This is a genomic window from Novosphingobium sp. EMRT-2, from assembly GCF_005145025.1.
GTDB lineage: Bacteria > Pseudomonadota > Alphaproteobacteria > Sphingomonadales > Sphingomonadaceae > Novosphingobium.
This window is the reverse complement of record NZ_CP039695.1, coordinates 1355949-1374795: the sequence shown is the minus strand read 5'-3', so window position 1 is coordinate 1374795 and position 18847 is coordinate 1355949. Positions and strand designations below refer to the sequence as shown.

General features: G+C 66.3%; 23 protein-coding genes. All 23 read right to left on the bottom strand.

Annotated elements, in window-relative coordinates:
- Positions 1 to 148 precede the first annotated feature (148 nt).
- The 23 genes from FA702_RS06730 to FA702_RS06620 all read right to left on the bottom strand — a co-directional run bounded on the left by FA702_RS06730 (position 149) and on the right by FA702_RS06620 (position 18792).
- Complete coding sequence (locus FA702_RS06730) at positions 149 to 343, bottom strand: hypothetical protein (protein WP_136955503.1); 195 nt, start codon at positions 341 to 343, stop codon at positions 149 to 151.
- 174 nt (positions 344 to 517) lie between these two features.
- Positions 518 to 742, bottom strand: a complete 225-nt coding sequence (locus FA702_RS06725; RefSeq protein ID WP_136955502.1) for a hypothetical protein — start codon at positions 740 to 742, stop codon at positions 518 to 520.
- A gap of 12 nt (positions 743 to 754) precedes the next feature.
- On the bottom strand, positions 755 to 2122 hold the full coding sequence (locus tag FA702_RS06720; RefSeq protein ID WP_168196011.1) for a hypothetical protein: 1368 nt from the start codon (positions 2120 to 2122) through the stop codon (positions 755 to 757).
- Position 2123: 1 nt separating this feature from the next.
- Positions 2124 to 2492, bottom strand: coding sequence for a hypothetical protein (locus FA702_RS06715; protein WP_136955500.1), 369 nt, complete (start codon positions 2490 to 2492; stop codon positions 2124 to 2126).
- Between the two features lie 12 nt (positions 2493 to 2504).
- Positions 2505 to 3116: a lysozyme gene (locus tag FA702_RS06710; RefSeq protein WP_136955499.1), complete on the bottom strand. Its 612-nt coding sequence runs from the start codon at positions 3114 to 3116 to the stop codon at positions 2505 to 2507.
- 162 nt (positions 3117 to 3278) lie between these two features.
- The gene (locus FA702_RS06705; RefSeq protein WP_136955498.1) at positions 3279 to 4049 is read right to left on the bottom strand and encodes a hypothetical protein; all 771 of its coding nucleotides are present in this window, start codon (positions 4047 to 4049) and stop codon (positions 3279 to 3281) included.
- Positions 4049 to 4417 carry a hypothetical protein gene (locus tag FA702_RS06700; RefSeq protein WP_136955497.1) on the bottom strand — a complete coding sequence of 123 codons (369 nt, stop codon included), beginning with the start codon at positions 4415 to 4417 and terminating at the stop codon, positions 4049 to 4051. Before FA702_RS06700 ends, FA702_RS06705 begins: the two co-directional genes overlap by 1 nt.
- Before the next feature lies 1 nt (position 4418).
- Entirely contained in the window at positions 4419 to 4652 is a 234-nt protein-coding gene (locus FA702_RS06695; protein WP_136955496.1) for a hypothetical protein, read from the bottom strand.
- A 13-nt stretch (positions 4653 to 4665) separates the two neighbouring features.
- Positions 4666 to 5325, bottom strand: coding sequence for a hypothetical protein (locus FA702_RS06690; RefSeq protein WP_136955495.1), 660 nt, complete (start codon positions 5323 to 5325; stop codon positions 4666 to 4668).
- 2 nt (positions 5326 to 5327) lie between these two features.
- Positions 5328 to 5633, bottom strand: a complete 306-nt coding sequence (locus FA702_RS06685) for a hypothetical protein (protein WP_136955494.1) — start codon at positions 5631 to 5633, stop codon at positions 5328 to 5330.
- Positions 5633 to 8275, bottom strand: a complete 2643-nt coding sequence (locus FA702_RS06680; protein ID WP_136955493.1) for a hypothetical protein — start codon at positions 8273 to 8275, stop codon at positions 5633 to 5635. The genes FA702_RS06685 and FA702_RS06680 overlap by 1 nt, the downstream gene beginning before the upstream one ends.
- On the bottom strand, positions 8275 to 11967 hold the full coding sequence (locus FA702_RS06675; protein ID WP_136955492.1) for a hypothetical protein: 3693 nt from the start codon (positions 11965 to 11967) through the stop codon (positions 8275 to 8277). Before FA702_RS06675 ends, FA702_RS06680 begins: the two co-directional genes overlap by 1 nt.
- Positions 11964 to 12284: a DUF1799 domain-containing protein gene (locus FA702_RS06670; protein ID WP_255504740.1), complete on the bottom strand. Its 321-nt coding sequence runs from the start codon at positions 12282 to 12284 to the stop codon at positions 11964 to 11966. The genes FA702_RS06675 and FA702_RS06670 overlap by 4 nt, the downstream gene beginning before the upstream one ends.
- A 38-nt stretch (positions 12285 to 12322) precedes the next feature.
- Positions 12323 to 12709 (bottom strand): histidine kinase, encoded by a 387-nt coding sequence (locus FA702_RS06665; protein WP_136955491.1) that lies wholly within the window; start codon positions 12707 to 12709, stop codon positions 12323 to 12325.
- Between the two features lie 134 nt (positions 12710 to 12843).
- Positions 12844 to 13779 carry a phage tail tube protein gene (locus tag FA702_RS06660; protein WP_136955490.1) on the bottom strand — a complete coding sequence of 312 codons (936 nt, stop codon included), beginning with the start codon at positions 13777 to 13779 and terminating at the stop codon, positions 12844 to 12846.
- Positions 13772 to 13990 (bottom strand): hypothetical protein, encoded by a 219-nt coding sequence (locus FA702_RS06655; RefSeq protein WP_136955489.1) that lies wholly within the window; start codon positions 13988 to 13990, stop codon positions 13772 to 13774. The genes FA702_RS06660 and FA702_RS06655 overlap by 8 nt, the downstream gene beginning before the upstream one ends.
- Complete coding sequence (locus tag FA702_RS06650; protein ID WP_136955488.1) at positions 13987 to 14406, bottom strand: hypothetical protein; 420 nt, start codon at positions 14404 to 14406, stop codon at positions 13987 to 13989. Before FA702_RS06650 ends, FA702_RS06655 begins: the two co-directional genes overlap by 4 nt.
- The gene (locus tag FA702_RS06645; RefSeq protein ID WP_136955487.1) at positions 14403 to 14912 is read right to left on the bottom strand and encodes a phage virion morphogenesis protein; all 510 of its coding nucleotides are present in this window, start codon (positions 14910 to 14912) and stop codon (positions 14403 to 14405) included. Before FA702_RS06645 ends, FA702_RS06650 begins: the two co-directional genes overlap by 4 nt.
- Positions 14909 to 15649: a DUF1320 domain-containing protein gene (locus FA702_RS06640; RefSeq protein ID WP_136955486.1), complete on the bottom strand. Its 741-nt coding sequence runs from the start codon at positions 15647 to 15649 to the stop codon at positions 14909 to 14911. Before FA702_RS06640 ends, FA702_RS06645 begins: the two co-directional genes overlap by 4 nt.
- 27 nt (positions 15650 to 15676) lie before the next feature.
- Complete coding sequence (locus tag FA702_RS06635; RefSeq protein WP_136955485.1) at positions 15677 to 16327, bottom strand: hypothetical protein; 651 nt, start codon at positions 16325 to 16327, stop codon at positions 15677 to 15679.
- An 82-nt stretch (positions 16328 to 16409) separates the two neighbouring features.
- On the bottom strand, positions 16410 to 17339 hold the full coding sequence (locus FA702_RS06630; RefSeq protein ID WP_136955484.1) for a hypothetical protein: 930 nt from the start codon (positions 17337 to 17339) through the stop codon (positions 16410 to 16412).
- A 107-nt stretch (positions 17340 to 17446) separates the two neighbouring features.
- On the bottom strand, positions 17447 to 17782 hold the full coding sequence (locus tag FA702_RS06625; RefSeq protein ID WP_136955483.1) for a capsid cement protein: 336 nt from the start codon (positions 17780 to 17782) through the stop codon (positions 17447 to 17449).
- A gap of 44 nt (positions 17783 to 17826) precedes the next feature.
- The gene (locus FA702_RS06620; protein ID WP_136955482.1) at positions 17827 to 18792 is read right to left on the bottom strand and encodes a hypothetical protein; all 966 of its coding nucleotides are present in this window, start codon (positions 18790 to 18792) and stop codon (positions 17827 to 17829) included.
- Between the last annotated feature and the right edge of the window lie 55 nt (positions 18793 to 18847).

Genomic DNA, 18847 nt, shown 5'->3' with positions numbered 1-18847 from the left:
CGGTCGGAACCCGCCAGCCCACGGTTCAATCCGGTCGGTCGGCTTGGTCGCAAAGGGCGCGGCAGCATCCTTATCCGGGAACAGGATCGGCGACCCGCCGGCACCCACCAGGGGGCGACCGTTGGCCGTCACGATGATATGCCAGTCCTCATTCATGGTCGCCCCTGATATCCCCTTCCAGCTCCATCGAGGCCAGCAGATCGTCCAACGGGCACCGCCATAGTTTCGCGAGCGCCTCGCACTCCGGCCCTGTAGGCGCTGCGCCGGCTTCCAGCGCAAGCAGGCGCTGCACCGTGATGCCGGTCTTGCGCTCGATCAGCGGGTACGGGGTACATGCCTGCATGGCCCATGCGTATAGCCATTTGTCCCCGGTGCGGATGGGGCGATGAACGGGATGCCCCGGCCCCCACGGCATCCATTTCCGCTCCAATTTCTGCTCGCCCTTCCGTCGCATAGCCGGCTTGGAACATACAAGGAACGATTCGGCAAGGGAGTTGGAAGCGCAACTTTCCATGCGTCATGCGGTGAAAGAAGGGTTTTCCCGCTCGGCCGTCTCGACGGCATCCGGTGAGACATCGAACTGATCGGCCGCGAACGGCCCGTGCATGTCGATGTTCATTCCCGTCCGCACGTCGTCGAAGCAGGCATAAAGCCCGTCCTCGCGCTGCTCCAGCGTCGCCGCCTCACCGCGCAGATGCTCATGCACGCCGATGTAGACGCCTCGCATCGCTCCAATCTCCATGATTGCTCTCCTTTACAGGCTGTACGGCCTCGGCATCACGCCGGGCACAAGGCTGACCTGATCGACGTAACACGCCTTGGTCCCGTCCGGCGCGGTGCTGCTATCCGCGAACATGCGCAGGCGCACGATCGTGGCGTCGTCGGGGATCTGGTAGGGTTCCAGAACGGTCCAGCCAAAGCCGTCCGTTTGTGTGATGTTCGCATCGGCAATCTTGACGTTTTTGGTCCCGCCAATCGACGCGGCGGTAACGACAAGGCAAAGGCGACCGAGAAAATTACTGCTCCCACCCTTGTCACGCCAAACGCGCGCGGCCCCGGTCACCCAGCGGCCCAACAGGTAGTTGCGCAGGGCGGCAGGCACCTGCTGTTCGATGTAGCTTTCAGCCGCACCGCTGCCGATCATTTTGCAGCTAAACGGCTTGCGCGGGTTGGCGTAGTACGTCGTGTCCTTGCTGATCGCGACGGTGCCCGCGCCGCCCACAGTCCATCCGTCCGGCGCAGCCCCCGTGTTGGTCCACGTCTGGAAATCGCCGTTGACGATCAGTTGCTGATCCGCCGGCAGCAGCAGCGAGGGCGGGCGAGCAATCCCGACACCCGGCGAACTGGCATCCCACCACTTGTTGAGCATATCGACATAGAGCGCGCAGCCGGTGCCGGTGCTCTCATGGATGCCGTCGCCGTTGTAGAGGCTGTTCGGCTTCCCGGCGTCGAGATAGGCCTGATAGACCGTATCGTCCACCGCGATGCCCCACGCGGCCGCATTGCGGAGCAGCGCCGGACGCCAGCTCGTCTCCCCATTGGTGTTGGCCTGGAGCGGATGCTGCGTGGTCCACAGGATCGGTGCCATCGGGTTGACCGTGCGGAACTGCTCGATCGCGGCCAGCATCTCGCCGGCGATATTGGTGAAACTCGCCATGTTGATGCCATGCCCGATAAACAGGGCATCCGCTGGCACCGCCGCCAGCGCACGAAGGAAGTAGGCGTGCATGAAATAGCGCGGGATCGAGCCGGAAACGCTGGCCTGGTAGATGTCGAGCCACAGCCCGTTGCCGGGATCGCGCAGGGTTTCGGCCAGCACGTATTTCTGTGACGACAAGCTATCATAGACGAAGATGCGCACGCCATGCGTCGCCGGCAGCCGGCCGGACGCGATCAGGCTGTCCGCCCATTGCGCGGGATAGCGGCGCGGCGTGCCGTCAGCGGGCACGCTGTTGCGCGTGGTGCTGTCGCCCCACACAAGGATCGTTGCACTCTGTAGCAGCGCCAGCTTGCGCTTGACCGATGCCAGCCAGTTTGCAGCGAAACCGATGCCAACGCCCGCCGCCCAGTCCCGTTTTGCGCCGGGTGAGGCCATGCCGCGCGCTGCCATATCGACCGCCACGTCAGTTGCCTCCGATCACATAGACGGGGGCGGAAAATTTCAGCCATTGCCGCCCCGGCACCGAATAGATGGCCGGGATGGATGCGACCGCCTGAGGCGAGTAATTTTTGTCCAGCACCGGCTGCGCGTCATACGCCAATGCCGCATCGTCCAGCGAACTGGTGACGGCGACTGACCCCGCAGAGAACTGAAATTTGATCTCGCTATAGCTGCGCGCATCGAACGCCGTGTTCGCCGGCCAAAACACGGCGTTGGACACCGGGAGCGAGACGACTTCGGCGAACGTGCCATCACCCAAATCCCGCAGCCGACCCTGCGTGCCGTTGGCCGTCGCGGGGCGCGTGTCCATGTTGACCAGTTTGTCAGCCATTGCGGTGTTCCTTCACTTCCACGGCTTCAGGCGGGCCTGAAGCGTCTCGACCGGATAGCCGGGCAGGCCGGTGCGGCAGTATTCCAGGCGGCGCATCGATCGGCGCTGCACGCCATTGCTGAACTGCAGCACGCCGCCCTGCCGCACCTTGTTCCACCGAGCCAGGTCGTTGCAGCCTTCGGCGATCTTGCCCTGCTCGATCAGGCGGCGGGCGGTTGAGGTACACCATCCCGCAACGCCGAACTGATAGGCGTGGTTTACCGCCGCCACGCGCTGCCAGTCGCGGCCTGGCTGGCGAAGGGCCGGCGAGCAATCCATCACGCCCTGGGCGTGTTCGATCAGCGCCTTGTCCAGCATCGCGGTGCATTGTGCCTCGGTGTAAACCTGTCCGAGCTTGATGCGCTGGGCGATCCCGTCGCACGCGGTGGCGACCCCGCCGATGTCGAGATAGGCGCGCCGATACTGCGGGCCGCTCACATGCGTGATGGTCGGCTCGCCATCGGGCGCCACCGTGACCTGCACGGTGCGCCCGCTCTCGTCCTGCGGCGTGATCGTATAGAGTGTGGTTGCGGCAAACACGCCGACGATCGCGGCCAGCGTGCCCTTCTTGATCTTGGATGACATCAGCGGTTCCGGGATTTGGGAATGATCCCCGGAACTATCCGGCGCGGCCCTGACCGGATTGATGTCCGCCCACTGACGGTCGGCGCAGGTCGGCAGCGACAGCGCCATCTCTAGCGTGGTTTCCGGCTCGGGTGCAATGGCGATGCAACCGGGCTGCATCGCCTATGCCCATTCCTCGAAATCGAATGACCACTTGGTCTTCGTCGGGTCTTCGCGCTCATACGCTTTGAGGCCCGTAAACAGGCCGTAGTGCAGCCGGTTGCGCTGGCCGGCCGTCGCGTCCGGGTCTTCCACGACCAGCAGCGGGATCGTCTCGCCGTGGTCGAGCTGGAGCTCCTCCAGCGCGTCCGTCTCGGCCACCGAGAGGTCGCCCAGCGTCCAGGACCAGGCCCGCTTGCGCGCGCCCTCCATCGTGGCAAATCCACCGTCAGGCAGGCTGGCCACGGTGCCCGTATCGATCACGCGCCGGCCGCTGCCGAACTCCATGTTGAACTGCGGCTGCCATGCCTTGCCGGCCATCACCACGCCGGCCGTCAGCGCGGGCGATCCGGCCGCCTGCGTCACGGCGAGGCGCAGATAGCGCACGTTGAAGACGTCGCCGTGCCAGAAGGCGTGCGTGCGCTTCGGGGTGCGGCTGGCGCTGTCCACGGCCCGCAGCGCGCCGGCCGGCGACAGCGTCACGTCGGTATAGCCGGCCGCGCCGCCCGTGATCGTCCACGTCGCGCCGGCAGCGGGCGGATAGAGGTAGCCGAGATAGACCGTGTCCACCGGCACCACGGCCCCGAAATCGACATCGATATTGGCGACCGATCCCGCCGCGACATCGGCCCACACTTCCTTGGGCGGGCGCGTCAGCAGGTTGGCCACGCCGCTGCCGCGCGACGCGGCAATCGCGGCGATCGGCGTAGGGGACAGCAGAAGCACGTTGCCCATCAGAGCCTCCGGATTACGGTAAGAGTGGACGTGCCGGTTGCCATGTTGTCGGCCGCGCCGATGACGAACACGTCCAGGCCGGCCTCGTAACCAAGGCGGTCGATCGTCAGCGTCACAACCTGCCCGAGATACTGGCGCCACGCGCCGGCCAACTCATGCTCCTCGATCGCGAGCGGACCGCCGCCGCCGAGGAACGCGATCTGACGGGCGCCCTCGACGATCGCATCACCCTTGGTCGCCAGCGTGGTGACGCGCTCGGTCGTCTGCGCGGTCGATCCCCAGCGCGCATCGAGCGCGGCATCGGTCGTGACCTGCCACTTGGCATCGGCCATCAGCCATTGCGCATAGAGGGGATCGACCGCCGTCATATCAGTTGGCCGCCGCCTCGCCGCCGGCCTCTTCTTCAGCGGCAGGTGCCGGCGCCGGGTTCATGCCGGCGACGATGCCCTTCAGGCGCGGCATGATCTCGGCCAGCGCCTTGACGTGCGTGAACACCAACTCGTTGTCGATCCAGCTGGCTCGCTGCGCGGCCATGGCCGTCGCGATCTGGTCGAACTCGTCCGTGTTGACGATGGCGGCGAGGTTTTCAATCGCGGTAGGCATAGTCGTTCCTCCTTCAGAACCCGGTGACATCGACGAGCAGGAAGCGGCCATAGGCGGGGCTGTTGCCCAGCGGCGTTGCCGCGCTGGTCGAATACATGCCCTTGCCCTCAAGGATCACGCCGGTGGCGTCGAAGTATGCGCCAACGCCGAACACGGCGACCGCCCAGATGCCCGTGCCGAGGAAGGCGCTGCTGAACCCGCGATCACCGCTGCACTGAACCGCCGCATAGGTCCGGCCGGTGGGCAGGTTGACGTGGCTGTTCGGGCCGCCGTTGGACCAGCCATAGACCTGATAGGAAACCGGGATCAGGTATTCCTCGTTGGCATTGAAGCAGATTTCGTTGGCCGCGTTGCGGATCACCAGATACTTGGCCGGTGCGCCACCCGGTTCGTCGAACACGTAATAGGTCACGACGTCGCCGGCCTTGGACAGGAACCGATAGGTCCACGATCCGCCGCCGTTATCCGTGGCCGAATGCAGCATCACGGGCGAATTGGTGCCGGTGGAACGCACCGCGACCACCGGATTGACGCCTGCCACGGTAATCGCAACCGGCACGACGCCATCGCTCGCGGTGAAGGTGCCCTTGGCCCGCAGCGCGAGGTTCTTGTACGTCTCGTCGATCTGGCGGGAGCCATCGACGCTGTTGTTGAAGCGAGCGAACGCACCCACGGTCAGTACGTCCCGTAGAGCACGATCGAGCCGCAGCGCACCGAGGTGGAATAGCCACCCGGCGCCCACGAGATCGTGGTGCCCGAAACGGACACCGAATGTGGGAACTTGGAGCTGGCGCCATACCCGCCATCGGTCGGGATCACGATGACCCACGGCTTGCCCTGGCCAAGGTCGGGCACGTTCATCGATCCGCTGCCATCGGTCGATGCCAGCGTGAACTTGCCCAGCTTGCGCGCCAGAAACGACTGCTCGGTCATCTTGATCGAGCCATCGGCGCGGCGGATGCGGACATAGGGCTCGGGCATCAGGCGATCCCCATTTCGACGCGGGCCACGCCGCCGCTGTCGATGAACCGCAGGACGCCCGCAATGAAGGTCACCTTGGCGCCGCCGGCCGGGCTGGAGATCTCGAACAGGTCAGAGCGGAACTTGATCGCCCCGGTCGAACCGTTGTTGTTGATCTCGATGCCCACCGTGTAGCCGTTGGCATCGACCTGCAGCGCCCAGCGTGCGAACGCGGTGGCCACGTTGCTGTTGAGCGTGCTGATCGCAGTCGCCTGCGTCGAGATCGATGCGCCTTGCGCCGACACTGTGGACGTCAGCGACGCGATCTGCGCCGACGCGGTCGATAGTGCCGTAGCCTGCGTCTGGATCACCGCCCGCGCATTGGCGCGGGAGTAGGTGTTGAACGTGGTTTGCCCGGCTCGTGCGTAGCCGAGATAGGGGCGCAGCGCCCACATCCAGCTATCCGTATAGCCGGCTGCCGTATCCCACTTCAGGACGACCAGCACCGCTCGGGTTGTGCCGGCCGGCGCGGCAATCGCAGGCACGCCGACTTGGGTATAGTCCGACTGGCTGCGCCCGCCAGTTCCGACGGTTTGCAAGCCTGACCACCCCGATCCCGTCCAGCTGCCAGCGTCATCAAGAAAGCCGACCTGGACAGCAACTTGCGCGCGGTGCGCGGCCACCCATGCATAGCCCTGGACTACGTCGCCGGGCTGACACGCGATGGCATCCGACGTCCAGTTGATGTTGGTATCAGCGCCAACGCGGTTGGTCTGGTGCAACGTCAGACAGTTTTCGGCGATCGGGTGCCAGTTGGCATCCGGCAGGTTCACGCCGACGTTATCGACCGCCGCTCCCGAACCCGGATCGTACCACATCGTCCACCCGGCCGAACTCCCGGCCGCGAAATCCGAATTGGTCAGCAGGTTGCCGCCGCCGGCCGAAACCGTCGTGGTCAGAGCGGCGACGTTGGCGTTGGTCGTGGCGATCGCGCTGGCGTTGGCGGCGATCGACGCGGTGTGCGCGGTCACGGTCGTGTTGAGCGATGCCGCTTGCGTTTCCAGGCTGCTGATCGCGCTCGCCTGCGTCGATACGGTCGTGCCAAGCGCGGAAACCGTCGTGGTCAGCGTGGCAAGGTTGCCGGCGACGTTGCTGATCGCGGTCGCGTTGCTCGCGATCAGCGATCCTTGCGACGCCGTCGTGGTCTGAAGCGTCACGACCTGGCCGCCGACCTCGGCGATGGCGTCGCCCAGCTCCACGGCCTGCGCCTGAAGGTCCGATGCCTGCGCTTCCAGCGCGGCGATATTGCTGATCGCCGCCGCCGTGTCGGTTTCCAGCGTCGACAGCTTCGTCGTGATCGTCGCGGCCGGCACGCCGTTGACCGCGCCCGTGTCGGCCGAAGTATGCTCGCCGGTCACGTCGGCGCCGGGCTGTGCCGGCTTCAGCGCATCGATCGGCGTGCCGTCGCCATAGGTCACGCCGTCGGTCAGGACGATCGCGGCCAGGTCGCCGCGCGCCATGACCTTTTCGTTCCGGCAGTAGCCGAGCTTGCGGGTAGCGACCGGCCGAAACACCGAGGTGCGCTTCACCGACTGGCTGATCCCCGCCGCGACCGGCGCGCCCCACGCCCATTCGCGCAACACGATCTCGCCGGCATCGTTGAGCAGCCACAAGAGCGACGAATTGCCGAGCAGCTCTTCGACCATGCTGGCTACCGTCGTGCTGTCATCGGCCGCAACCCAGCCGACCGGCGCCGGCCGGGCCGCGCGCGCCGCCGCGATCGTTCCGGCCGCGAACGCGGTGCCCGGTCCGGCCGCGACGATCCGCGCCACGATGTCGGCCGTGGTTTCGACGTAGCCAGCGCCGATCTCGCCGCGCAGGTCGGCGGTCAGGTCGCCGGACGGCTGTGTCCACCAGCGGACGCAGGCAAGCGACGGGCACACCACGCCACCGCCCGGCGGAACCGCAGCCGAACGCAACGTGGCGAGCGTCGCGGCGGCGCTGCCCTGCCAGTTCACGATCGTCAGGTCGGCGGCTGGCGCGCCCTTGTCGCGTACCGCATCGAATGCCTGGATCGGGTGAAGCGGATCGGCCCAGCAATAGATATTGTGCGCCTTGTCGATGCACTCGCCCGCGCGGTTCCAGACACGCCCCCACACGCGCGGCTTGATCTTGCCATCCCACTCCGGCGGCCCGTCCAGATCACCGGTGCCGCCATAGCGTGCGGTCAGCAGCGGCTTTTTGAGATCGGCGGCCGGATCGGACATTGTGATCTTGATGACGCCGCCCTCTACCGTGGCGCCGAGCGCCTTGCCGGCCAGTGCAACCGGCGGCAGCGCGCCCTGATCATTCTCCGGCCCGATCCGCATGACGGCGTCCGCGTCGATCCAGAACAGGTTGGCCAGCGCCGTCAGGTCAATCTTGGTCGTGGCCGCCCACTGGACTTCGGCGCCCTGCGTTTCGCCGCCGGCCCCGAAGTCGCCGCCTTCGAATTTGATGCTGGTAACGAACGTCGGCAGCTGGACGTTGCCGGCGCGCCAATCGACAAACCCGCCATAGGCGTACGGGTAATCCATGCCACCGCCGGCAAGGCGCACAACTTGCACCGCGCCGTCCGCAGGATTGCGGGGATGCAGTTCGACCAGGGCAACCGGCGCAGCCATCAGTACGCCAACTGCGCGCGCAGGTTCGACAGGTCGGTCTTGTTGAGCGCGGCGGCAATGGACTTGAGATAGTCCGCCGAAAGCCCGGTCAACGCGGTCAGCTTGGCAAGCTGGCCCGCCTGTTCATCCAGCAGCGTGTTCGTGGTCTGCAACGCGGGATCGGTTGCCTTGTCGGCTGCCGACACGCGTGCATTCGCGGCTGCAATCGCCTGCTGCGCCCCGTCGATGATCGCCTGCCGATCGGCAGCGAAACCGCCCGTCGTGCCATAGACATCCTTGGAGACCGAAGCGAGCTGCTGATAGAGCGAGGCCAGCTTGTCGGCCGCGCCCTCAACGCCAGCATTGGCGTCGGCCTGCGTGGCGCTGATCTTGGCCAGCAAGGCGTTGCGCTGATCGACGGCCGAACCCTCGAACAGGCTGCCGCTGGTCATTTCGTCGATCAGGTCTTGCAAGGAACCGACCTGCTCCTTCAGCAGCTTGTCGGACAGCGCGAGCCGTTCCTTGGCATTGAGCTTTTCGACCTCGACAATATCGAAGCCATACTTTTGCGCCAGCGACAGCCGTTCCTTGGCCGTCTGCTCGAAGCTGCGGAATTCCTTTTCCAGCGCGGCCTGGACGCCGCCCAGCGCCAGTTCAAGGTCTTGCACCTTGACTGCTTCGCGCAGGGCGCTGTCGATGTCCTTGGTGGACAGCAGCGCGGCCTGCACCTTCTGGCTGATCCCGCTGATCGCGCCGTCGGCAATCGCGTTGCTGATCGCCACGGCGATGGCGGCGGCCTCGTCCTTGCCGTCATAGATCAGGTCGCCGCCGACATTGGCCTGTTTCCACGACTTGTCCGCGACCTGCGACGATCCGGACGCCGACACGCTGATCCAGCCCGAGGAACGCTTACCGATCGAGACCGAATAGTTGCCGACGCTCGCACCCAGCTGCTGGGCGATCTGGCTGATCGTCGATTGCAGGCCCGATCCGCTCGACGCCGCCTGCTGCACCAGCTGGTTGTTGTTGCCGCCCGAGCTGACGCCCGAATTGGTAACGACGGCGTAACCCTTGGTGGTCGAATGGAAAACGCCGCCCAAAAGGCCGCCCAGCACGCCACCGAGGACCGATCCAATCGGGCCGGCCAGCCCGCCAAGGTTCTTGGAAATCGACGTGAGGCCGGACGTAAGGAACTTCTCGCCAACCTTCTGGCCCAGGGCGCCGCCGATCGCGCTGCCGATCGTGCCGGTTGCCCCGCGATCCCCGAGAATGATCCGGCTCGCGGACGAACCGGTAAATGCGCCAGCCAGCGCGTTCGGCAGTGCGGTTTCCAGCTTGTTCAGCGTGGATTTGACGCCGGCCGAGACCTTGACCGGAATGTCGAGGCCCAGCTTGCCCAGGAACGCGCCGGCCATATCGACAAGGATATTGCCCGTCGGTTCGACGGATGATTTGCTGGTCCGCTTGCCGATGACGGTGATTGGGGCATCCGCGCCATTGTCGTTGGCGACCTGTTCGCGCAGCTTGTCGCCCAGCCCGGAAAGGAAGCCTTGCAACGTCGATGAAACGGCGTTGCCGGCACTGCCGAAGGCATCGCCCACGGCCTCCTGCAGCGGGGACCGTGCGGATGCGTTGCCGATCGCCCTGTTCGCCTCACGCACGACATTGGCGAATTCGATAACGGCCGCCGAACCCTTGCCCATGGCCGTGGCCATTTCCGTGCCGGCAGTATCAACTTTGCCCTGACCGCTGGCCTGATCCTCCAGCGACCGGAGCGTGTCGCCGAACAGTTTCTCGACGATCCGCTGCGATGTCTGGTTGATGTAGGAATTGGCGAAAGACGAAAGGATGTTGTTGAGCGACAGCCGGCCCCGAAGCGCATCCGCAACGGTTTGCGTCAACGCGGCGCGCATGTCCTGCACGGCGCGCACATTGGTCTGGATCAGCGCCCGCTGGTCGCGGAAAACAAGGCTCTGGCGCCGCTGGGCTTCAACGGTCGCAAGCACGGTCTGAAGCTGGTCGCGCGTGAGCGGCCCCATCTCCCGCTGCAAGTCCAGCACAATCTTGAGCGCGGCGGCCTGGTCATCCTTCCCGGCGATCAACAGCTTGTCGATCTCGGCGCTTTCCCGCGCCTTTTCGAGATAGTCGCCGAACGGCTTGTCGAGGTTGTCCCGAATGGCCTGCTTCAGGGCGGCGATGTCACCCAGCGCATCCTTGTAGTTCGGCGGCTTGCGGCGCTGCACGTCCGAGGCAAGGTCGTCGAGCTGCCGCAGCGCCTCGTTGACCTTGCGGACCTGCGTCGGGATATCCGCAAACTGATCGCGGATGCTCCCGATCTTCTTGTCGGTATCCTCGCCGAATTCCACGCGGGCCGCTTCCCGCCGCGCCGCCGCGTCGAGATTGACCTTCTTCGGCTTCTTGGCCTTCGGTTCCTTGCGCAGCGCCGGATCGAGCGCGCCGGCAGCCAGCGACTGATCGATCAGGCTGGCCGTTTCCTCCATGCCGCGCGCGGAAACGATGTCCTGCAGGGCCTGCAGCGCCTTGTCGCGCGAGATTTGCGCGCCGCTGTAATCAAGGCCCTTCAGGCGGTCGAACGCCTTGGTCGGGCTGAGTTTGCCTTTCTCGACATTGCGCAGCACCGTGGCAACGATCGAGCCTTCGGCTTCCTTGTAGATACCCTCGACTACGGTGTCGCCCGCCAGCGCCGCGCCCGACAGATCAAACCACGACGGCGAGGCAGCGTCGCGAAACACCTCTTCAAAGCTCTGCCGGCGCTTCAGCGCGTCCGTCTTGAGATCGAGCGACTTCGCCTGAAGGTTGAGCAGTGCTGCCTGTGTATTGGCATCAAGCGCGGCGGTGTTGAGCTTGATCTTGCCGGTCGTCAGGTCGAACACGTCGCCCAGCAGACCCTGCACGTCCTTCAGCCCGGTCGAAACCTCGTGCGCCTTCGCCGTTGCATCCGCGCTGGTATAGAGCGCGTTGGCCAGCGCGCCGGCCAGCGATACCGCCACGCCGATCGCGATGCCCCATCCGCCACCCATGAACGTGGCAAAGCGGCCCATTGCGCCGGTGCTTGTCTCGCTCGCCGCCGCGATCATCGAGATAGCGGACGATAGCTGGCCGACCTGCTGCGCGGCGATCGTCGTCAGCCGCGATCCCGATGCGTAGGACGCGAACACGTCCTGCAGCTGGTAGCCCACGCCCTGCCACCCGGCGCGGGCAAGCCCAAGGTTCTTGTTGAGCTGATCCTGCGCCCCATCGACCGCAAAGATCGCGGCGGCGCCCGCCCGCAGGTTATCGTTGGCGAGCTTCTGCGCCGCCGCGTATTCGCGCGCGGAAATCGCGCCGGCCGCGAACAGCTGGTCCGCGCGCGCCAGCTCCTGGTCGAACCGCTGCTGCACCGCGAACATCGGGTCCAGTTCGGCCCGGAGCTGCGCGGCCACCGAAGCGTATTGGTTGGTCGCTGTTTTCGCCCGCCCGAAGGCGGCCGCATTTTCGTTCGCCGCCTCGGCTGCGCGCCCCAGACCACTCGCCGCGCTCTGTGACGCCGTGGCAACCGCCTCCGTGGCGCTGGCCAACTGGACGCCCGCCGCCGCAGCGACCTTTTCGACATCGGCCACGTCGGCGATGCCGGCGCGCATGTCCTTCAGCTGCCCGACGAAGCTGGCGCCGCCTTCGACCTGCAGCCGAACGCCGGTTACGATCGTCGTCATGGCCGCCGGCCTTCCGCCAGGGCGTCCAGCGCCGCCGCTTCCATGCGGCGCAGATCAGTGAACAGCGCGGGCGTCACGGTGACATCCATCATCGCCGCCGTCGTCTGGATCGCACCATAGTCGATGCCGAGGCGCTGCCCGCTGATCGGGCACCACCGCCATTGCGTGGCGAGCGACAGGAACAGCGCAAACGGCTGCACTTCGTCCGGAGCCAGCTCGATCTCGCCCGGCGCCACAACGGTTCCGCCAAGCCGCTCCTGCATCCATTCGGGCATTTGCGCGGCTTGGGTCATGGGATCGGCCATCCTGCGGGTCATGCCGCCCCGCCCGGTTGCCCAGGCGCGAGCGGCCTTTTTCAGTTTCCCTCGCGGATTTCCGGCGCGGCGCGGCGGCACGCGAGGTAGGCGCGCCCGACAGCGGGCGCCACGTTGGGCGCCTGGAGCAGTGCGCCAAAGTTGGCGGCGTTGAACGGCAGCGGCTCGCCGTTTTCGGCACCCACGCCCCGCCAGTCCGATACCACGCGCATGAGGCGGGCAACGGCGGCATCGGTCGATACGGCCTTCTCGCTTCCGTCCTCGGCAACCGAAGGGGCGGCCAGCTCCTGCGCCCAGGCAACGTAGTCATCTTCGCCCAGGATGCGGAAGCGCAGCTCGATTTTGTTGGTGACGACTTCGCCTTCCTCGGTCACCCCGTCGAACAGCACCGGCCACCAGGCCATGCGCTCGCTAATCAGCCGATACATGCTCATTCTCCGTGTTGTTGGGGTGCGGGGCCGGTTGTCTCGGCCGTGTCCCCGCTCTGTCGGCTACTGGTCAGCCCGGCCCGGACGCCAGCGACCCATTCAGCCGGCCGTGCCGGCAACGCTCCCTCGGGTGTTTATTTCGCAGTGATCACCAGATCGGGCGATCCGCCGTCGATCGTGTGGATCAGCTCCATCGTCCACATCACGATGTCATCTTCCTTGCTTTCGGTGATGCTCGTGATCTGGGCCTTGGCCGTGGTGATCTCCACGATGTTGCCGGCAGCGATGCCATGGGTCAGGTGCAGCGCTACCAGTGCGCCGGTGCGCAGCGTCGAAAGGTAATCCTTCGTCGCCACGTCCACCGCCTCGATCACCAGCGTCGATTTCATCGCGTGATTGCCGCGCCGGATATAGCGGCTGCCGACCAGATTGCGCGGCGCCACAGTAACGCCGGCATCCGCCTTCCAGCTCCGCATCTTCGCGGCATAGCCGTCCAGCGTGAAATCCGTGTTCGCGTCGTTGACCTCGACCGGCTGCTTCCAGCGCGCGAGCGCGACTGCACCGGGCGCCGTCTTGTCGAACGGCGTGGCGGCGGGCAGCAGGCCGGTCCAGTTGAAGGTGATGAACGGATAGGCGCCGGCCGTGAAATCGAGCTGGTAGGTGCCAACGCTGCCCAGCGCCTTGCGCCGCTGGTCAGACAGGAAATCATAGTGCGAAAGGCTGGCGCCCACGCCGGGAGCGGCAAAGCTCTGCTGCGCGTCCACGCCGGGCGAAAGCACGGCCGCAGCCATGCCGCAGCCTTCCAGCAGTTCCATCCAGGCGGGCGCCGTGCCGGCCGCGCCGGAACCGGCGATTTCGACCTCGTAGGAGAACGTGCGCCGTTCGTTGCTGGGCGCGCTGGCCTGCGCGCCATAGAGGCCGCTGTCCAGATTGCGCTCCAGCTGGTCGAGGTCGACCGGCTTGCCCTGATAGTTGCGCGTCAGCACGCCATTGGTCGCCGCCACCGGCACCGCATCGGTGCCGTAGGTCACTTCCTTCTTGGCGAGGACGACCGCCACCCAATCAACCATTTTCGGTCTCCGTCTTGGCCTTGCCCTTCGCCGTTGCGGCGGTGGCGGCCCACGCTTCGGGCGCCACGTTCGGATCGGGCTTGTCCAGCTTCGCCAGCGCGCGGATGCGCGCAGGGCCGTTCAGCGGAAGGCCCCACTGGTCCAGTTCACGCCCCTGACCGTCCACCTTGCGGGGCGCGGTCGGCGGGTTGAGATCAACCTGTTCGGTCATTGACTTACCTTCCTGAAATGCCGAGAAACGCTAAAGGACATCGCCCACGCCACCCGCTGTCCGTCGGTTGACAGCAACCGCCCTCCCGCGATTTGACAGTGCGACGACGCGTCGGGATGCATCCACCCGGCCAGCGCCGTTTCCACGGCGCCGATCGCTTCGCCGAGCGCCTCGTTCACGGCACCCGGCCGGCGCTCCGTCCGCACCACGACAACGACGTTGAAAATCTCGGTGATCTTCTGATCGACGGCGCCCGCGCCCAGCGTATTCGCTCCGGCGCTTTCGCGCTCGGGCACCACGAACAGCGCCGGGCTGACGCGCGGCGCCTCCGACAGTCCCGCGAATTCCAGCACGCCCTCGGCATGGTTGAAGCCGGCAGCGAGCAGGCGGGCGACGATCGGGGCTTGCGCGATCATGCGGGCGCGCTCCCCGCGAACAGGCCGCGCAGCCAGTCGCCCAGCACGTCCTCCGCTACTTCGTTTTCCTTGGGGCCGAACCCGATGAACTGGCGTTTTGGCATCACCACGCGGCTGACCACCGTGGCGCCGAACTTCAGCGCCTTCTTGTGCTTCGGCCTGATCTCGCCACCCTCGTTATGGATGCGCGCGTAAACACCGGGGCCGCCGCTGGGCAGCACGCCAACCTGCGCATAATCGGGGCCGGCATCTTCGCGGGCCGCAAGGCGCAGATCACCAGTAAGGTGCAGCAGCTTGCGGTCCGGATCGGCGTTGCCGTGCCGCTTCGCCCACGGCACGCCCAGCGGATCGCGTTCCTCGTCGAACCGATCGTGCACCAGGCCCAGCCATTCGCTGGCGATCTCGCCCATCGGCTGGCGCATATCCGCACCACCGGCAATCGCGCGATCGAGCGCGGCTTCGATCTCCGCGCTGGCCAGCGTGATCGTGATTTCCACGCCGCTCATAGCGGCCACCCGCGCGCATATCCGTCCAGCCCGTCAGGGTAGGCGCGGCGGCCGGGGCTGATCAGGACGGGATTGTCGGCATTGGCGGCCGGCGCCGGGGGCGTCGCCGCCGGGATCGGCATCTGGCCCGCCTGGATGCGCTCCAGCATGCGCAGCGTCTGCTTGGCCTGGTCGGCGATGCCATCCGGCGCGCCGTCGGGATAAAGCGCGGCGCGGGCCAGATCGGTCATCATCTTCTGCACGATCAGCGGCGGATCGGACAGGGGCACGGCATAGCGGCCGGCAAGATGCGCATCGATCGTCGCCTGCGCATCCGACAGTACGCCGATCAACAGCGCCCGGTCGATGCGCCCGTCGCCAATGCCATCGGTGCGCGCGATCACTTCGGGCAGACCCACGCGGCCGACGAATTCGGCGATCGTCAGGTATGGCACGCCGCCATCGGGCATGATCCAGGCGGCGTCGATCACCGCCACATCCAGTTCGGTTTCGGCCGAGGCGCCGTCCGCGCCAACCGCCGCCACCGTCACCAGATAGCGTTCGCCATCCCCGCCGGCTGACAGCGTCAGCGTGATCACGCCGTCCGCCAGCTCGGGCACGGCCGTCAGCAACGGCGCGCCGGGCACAAGCCCGCGCGCGATCACGGTGACCGCGCCGATCGCCGCCACCACGATCGGCAGACGCACCGCATGCCGCAGCACTTCGCCCGGCTGTTTCAGGATGGCTTCAACGGCCATGCAACCGCCCTTCGGTGTCGGCCGCCGTCAGGCCTTGCCCTTGCGGGCAGGCTTGGCGGGTGCGGTGGCAGCCACAGGCGGCTGGGCGTCGGCGACGGGCGGAAGTGGCTCGGAACCGGCAGGCGGCCCACCGGCCTCAAGGGTAGCCTCGGGCACCTTGATTACGGTCGCGGCAAGGCCGATCACGCTTTCGGGCAGGTCAGCGGCCGAGACCGCACCGGCCGCGATCCGCGCGGAGATCTCGTCCATCAGGTCACTGGCCAGCACATCGTCCAGCCCCACGGTCTCGCCGGGCAGAAGAACCGCCGCGCCGAAGTCCTTGAGAGCTTGAACGAATTTCATGATGTCACGGCCCGCCAGTCCTTCGCCCGGCAGCAGCACCAGCGCACCGAGGGCCTCCAAGGCCTGCGCCAGTGCCTCTATATCGGTCGGGCGGATCCCGACCGTGCTCACGTCCACAAGCGCTTGATCGGGATCGCGGGCGAAATCGACACCGATCAAAGCCAGCTCCACTGTAGCGGGCGCGTCCGTCCCTTCGAGAGCGCCGATGGCGCAAAGGTTGCCGGCCAGATGATCGGGCAACGCGATCACTTCGCCTTCGCCAATCGGCTCGCGGGCGCGCAGCGGGTCAGCGCGGCGCAGGCCGCGAACGGTGATCAAGGTCTTGTATGTCTGCATGGAAACAAACTCCGCGAAGGGGAGGGAAAGGCCGGGTGGCGGCGGGTCAGGTCGCCGCCACCCGGTCAGGCCGCGCCAAGGATCAGAGCGCGGCCTGAAAGAGGAACCCGGCGTCAGGACCGACCATCTCGGGCGAGAATTCATCCAGGCAGTCGTTCACCCAGCTGCGGATGCCAGCGTCCTGCCGGCTCGGCTCGACCAGCGGATGTCCGGAAAGCTGATAGGTGTAGCCGTAGCTGGGGACCGGCATCTGACGCTCGCCCTCCAGCGGCACATAGGCGAGGATCGCATCCCCACCCCATGCATCGACGGTGGTGCCATCCGGCATGTCGTAGATCGCGTCGCCCGCAACCACGGTCGGCAGATCGAAATAGGCGCGCAGCATTTCCATCGTCACCGATGCAGAGGTGGTGAACTTGAAATGGTCCCTGATCTTCGGGTGCGATTTGAGCTTGCTGGCCAGCTTGCCGCCCAGCATCAGCGTGTTGGCCCGCACGCCAATACGCGAACGGATTACCTCGATCGCGTCATTGACTTGAACCAGCGGATCGCTGTCCGGATCGGACCACTTGTCGTCACCAGCCAGCGCCGCCTTGTTGGCCGCGGCATAGTTGGCCGCCAATCGCGCCACCCCGGCCTGCTGAATTTCCTTTTCCAACGCGATCACCGCCAGCACGGTGTCCACGCCGATCTGCTGCAGATCGAGGCCCGGCACCTGGCTCGCATCAGCCATGTGCTCAAAGGGCACGATCGCCGAAAGCGCTTCCTGGTGCAGCGCCACCGGCTTGCCCTCGTACCCGAATTCCAGCGCAACGATCGGCGTGCCGGGCGCTCGGCGGGTGCGGCGACGTTTGAAGGCCGAGCGATCGAATTCGATCCGCTTTGCTGCGCGCGTCGGCATGGTGACGGTCGGAAACAGAGCGCCTCCGACATACTGGCCGTTCCTGTAGCCGCGCGCATGCTGGGTCAGGATCGGATCAACGACGCGGGCCTGCGAAGTGTTCATGGACATGGGGTTTGCTTCCTCGTGAAAAGATGATGTCGGGGGGAGGCCGTTGCGCCGCCTGACTGCCGGATGTGGGCCGGATCAGGCCGCCTCCCTGGGCGTCGGGGTTGCGGCTAAAACCGCAACAGCACCTCAATCAGCTGGCCGGCAGCGGAAGCACCGCTGATAGCGTAACCTCCGATTTCGCCAGCGCCGGCTCGCGGGATCGCCCTGCCGGTGGCATCGGACTTCACCTCCGCGCCGGGCGCGATGATGTCACCGGCCTCGACCATGCGCGTGCCGTACACATCGACCTCGAAGGCTTCGCCCACGGCGGCGGCATAGCAGGACACGCCCTGCGGCTTGGCACCGGCCGCGCAATGCGCGCCGGTCAGCAGGCCGACAAAGCGATTGGCGGAAACCGCTGCCGAGGCGAGGGCGGTCATGGAAAACAGAACAGTCTTGGACATCGTGCTGGTCCTTCAGGATGGTGCGGGGAGAGTGACGGGCCGGATCAGGAACCCTGCGCCTGGGCGCGCCTGACGCAGGCCATCCAGTCGAGATCGGGATTGTCCCGCTGGATCGCAGTCGCGGCGGCATGAAGCGCACCAGCGGCCGGATCGACGCTGTAGCCATCCGGCGCGGCGAAGCTGACGTGGGTTTCCTGTCCCTCGGGTTTCTTGCCATGCTCGCCGAAGCTGACCAGTGGCGTGGCGCCGTCGAACAGTTTGCGGAAGGCGTCGGCCGGGGCCATCTCGCCCGCTTCGCCAAAGCTCACCATCGCCGTGGCGTCGAAATGGTCGAGCAGGCCCACGACCAGGCCCTTGCCGGCCGGCGCCAGCAGCGCCTTCGACACCAGCCCTTCGGCAAACGACACATGCGCCTCGTGCCGGGCCTTGGCCGCCTTTTCGGCATCGGCCTTTTCGCGGGCCGCGACTTTGGCCTCACGCTCATTCAACGCGGCTTCGCGCTCGGCGAAGCTCACTTCCTTTTCCTTGTCAGCCAAAGCGGCCTCCTGTTCGTGGGATGAAAAATCCAGCGTGACCGCGCCTTCATCCGCGCCGTCGGCGAACTGTACGGTGCCAAGCCCCTTGATCCCCGGCGCATGCGCACCCAGGAAACCGATGTGCTTGAGATACCAGGCGCCGGGCTTGGGATTGGCCGGATGCTCGGGCGGGTAGAACCGCGCGGAAACCTTGGGAAAGCGCCCCTCGCTCACCATCTCGGCAAAGGCCGGCTCCACCTTGTCGGGCGTGGCGACCAGCGTATCACCCTCGACGGCAAGACCGCTCACCCAGCCATAGGCCGGATCGTCCAGCTTGGGATGGCCGACCACCAGCGGCGCCGGATCGGCGGCGGGGTCATAGGCGGCGGCGGTCGCCGCCAGCTCGGCCGCACCGAACGAGACCTGAATGCCTTCGTTGCTGGTGAACGTGCCGGTGCGGGCAATGCGGATGGTGCGGGGTTTCGTCTGATCCATGCCGCCCAGCTAACCGGGCGGGAAACGCGCGCGTGATGTCAGCGGACGGACATCA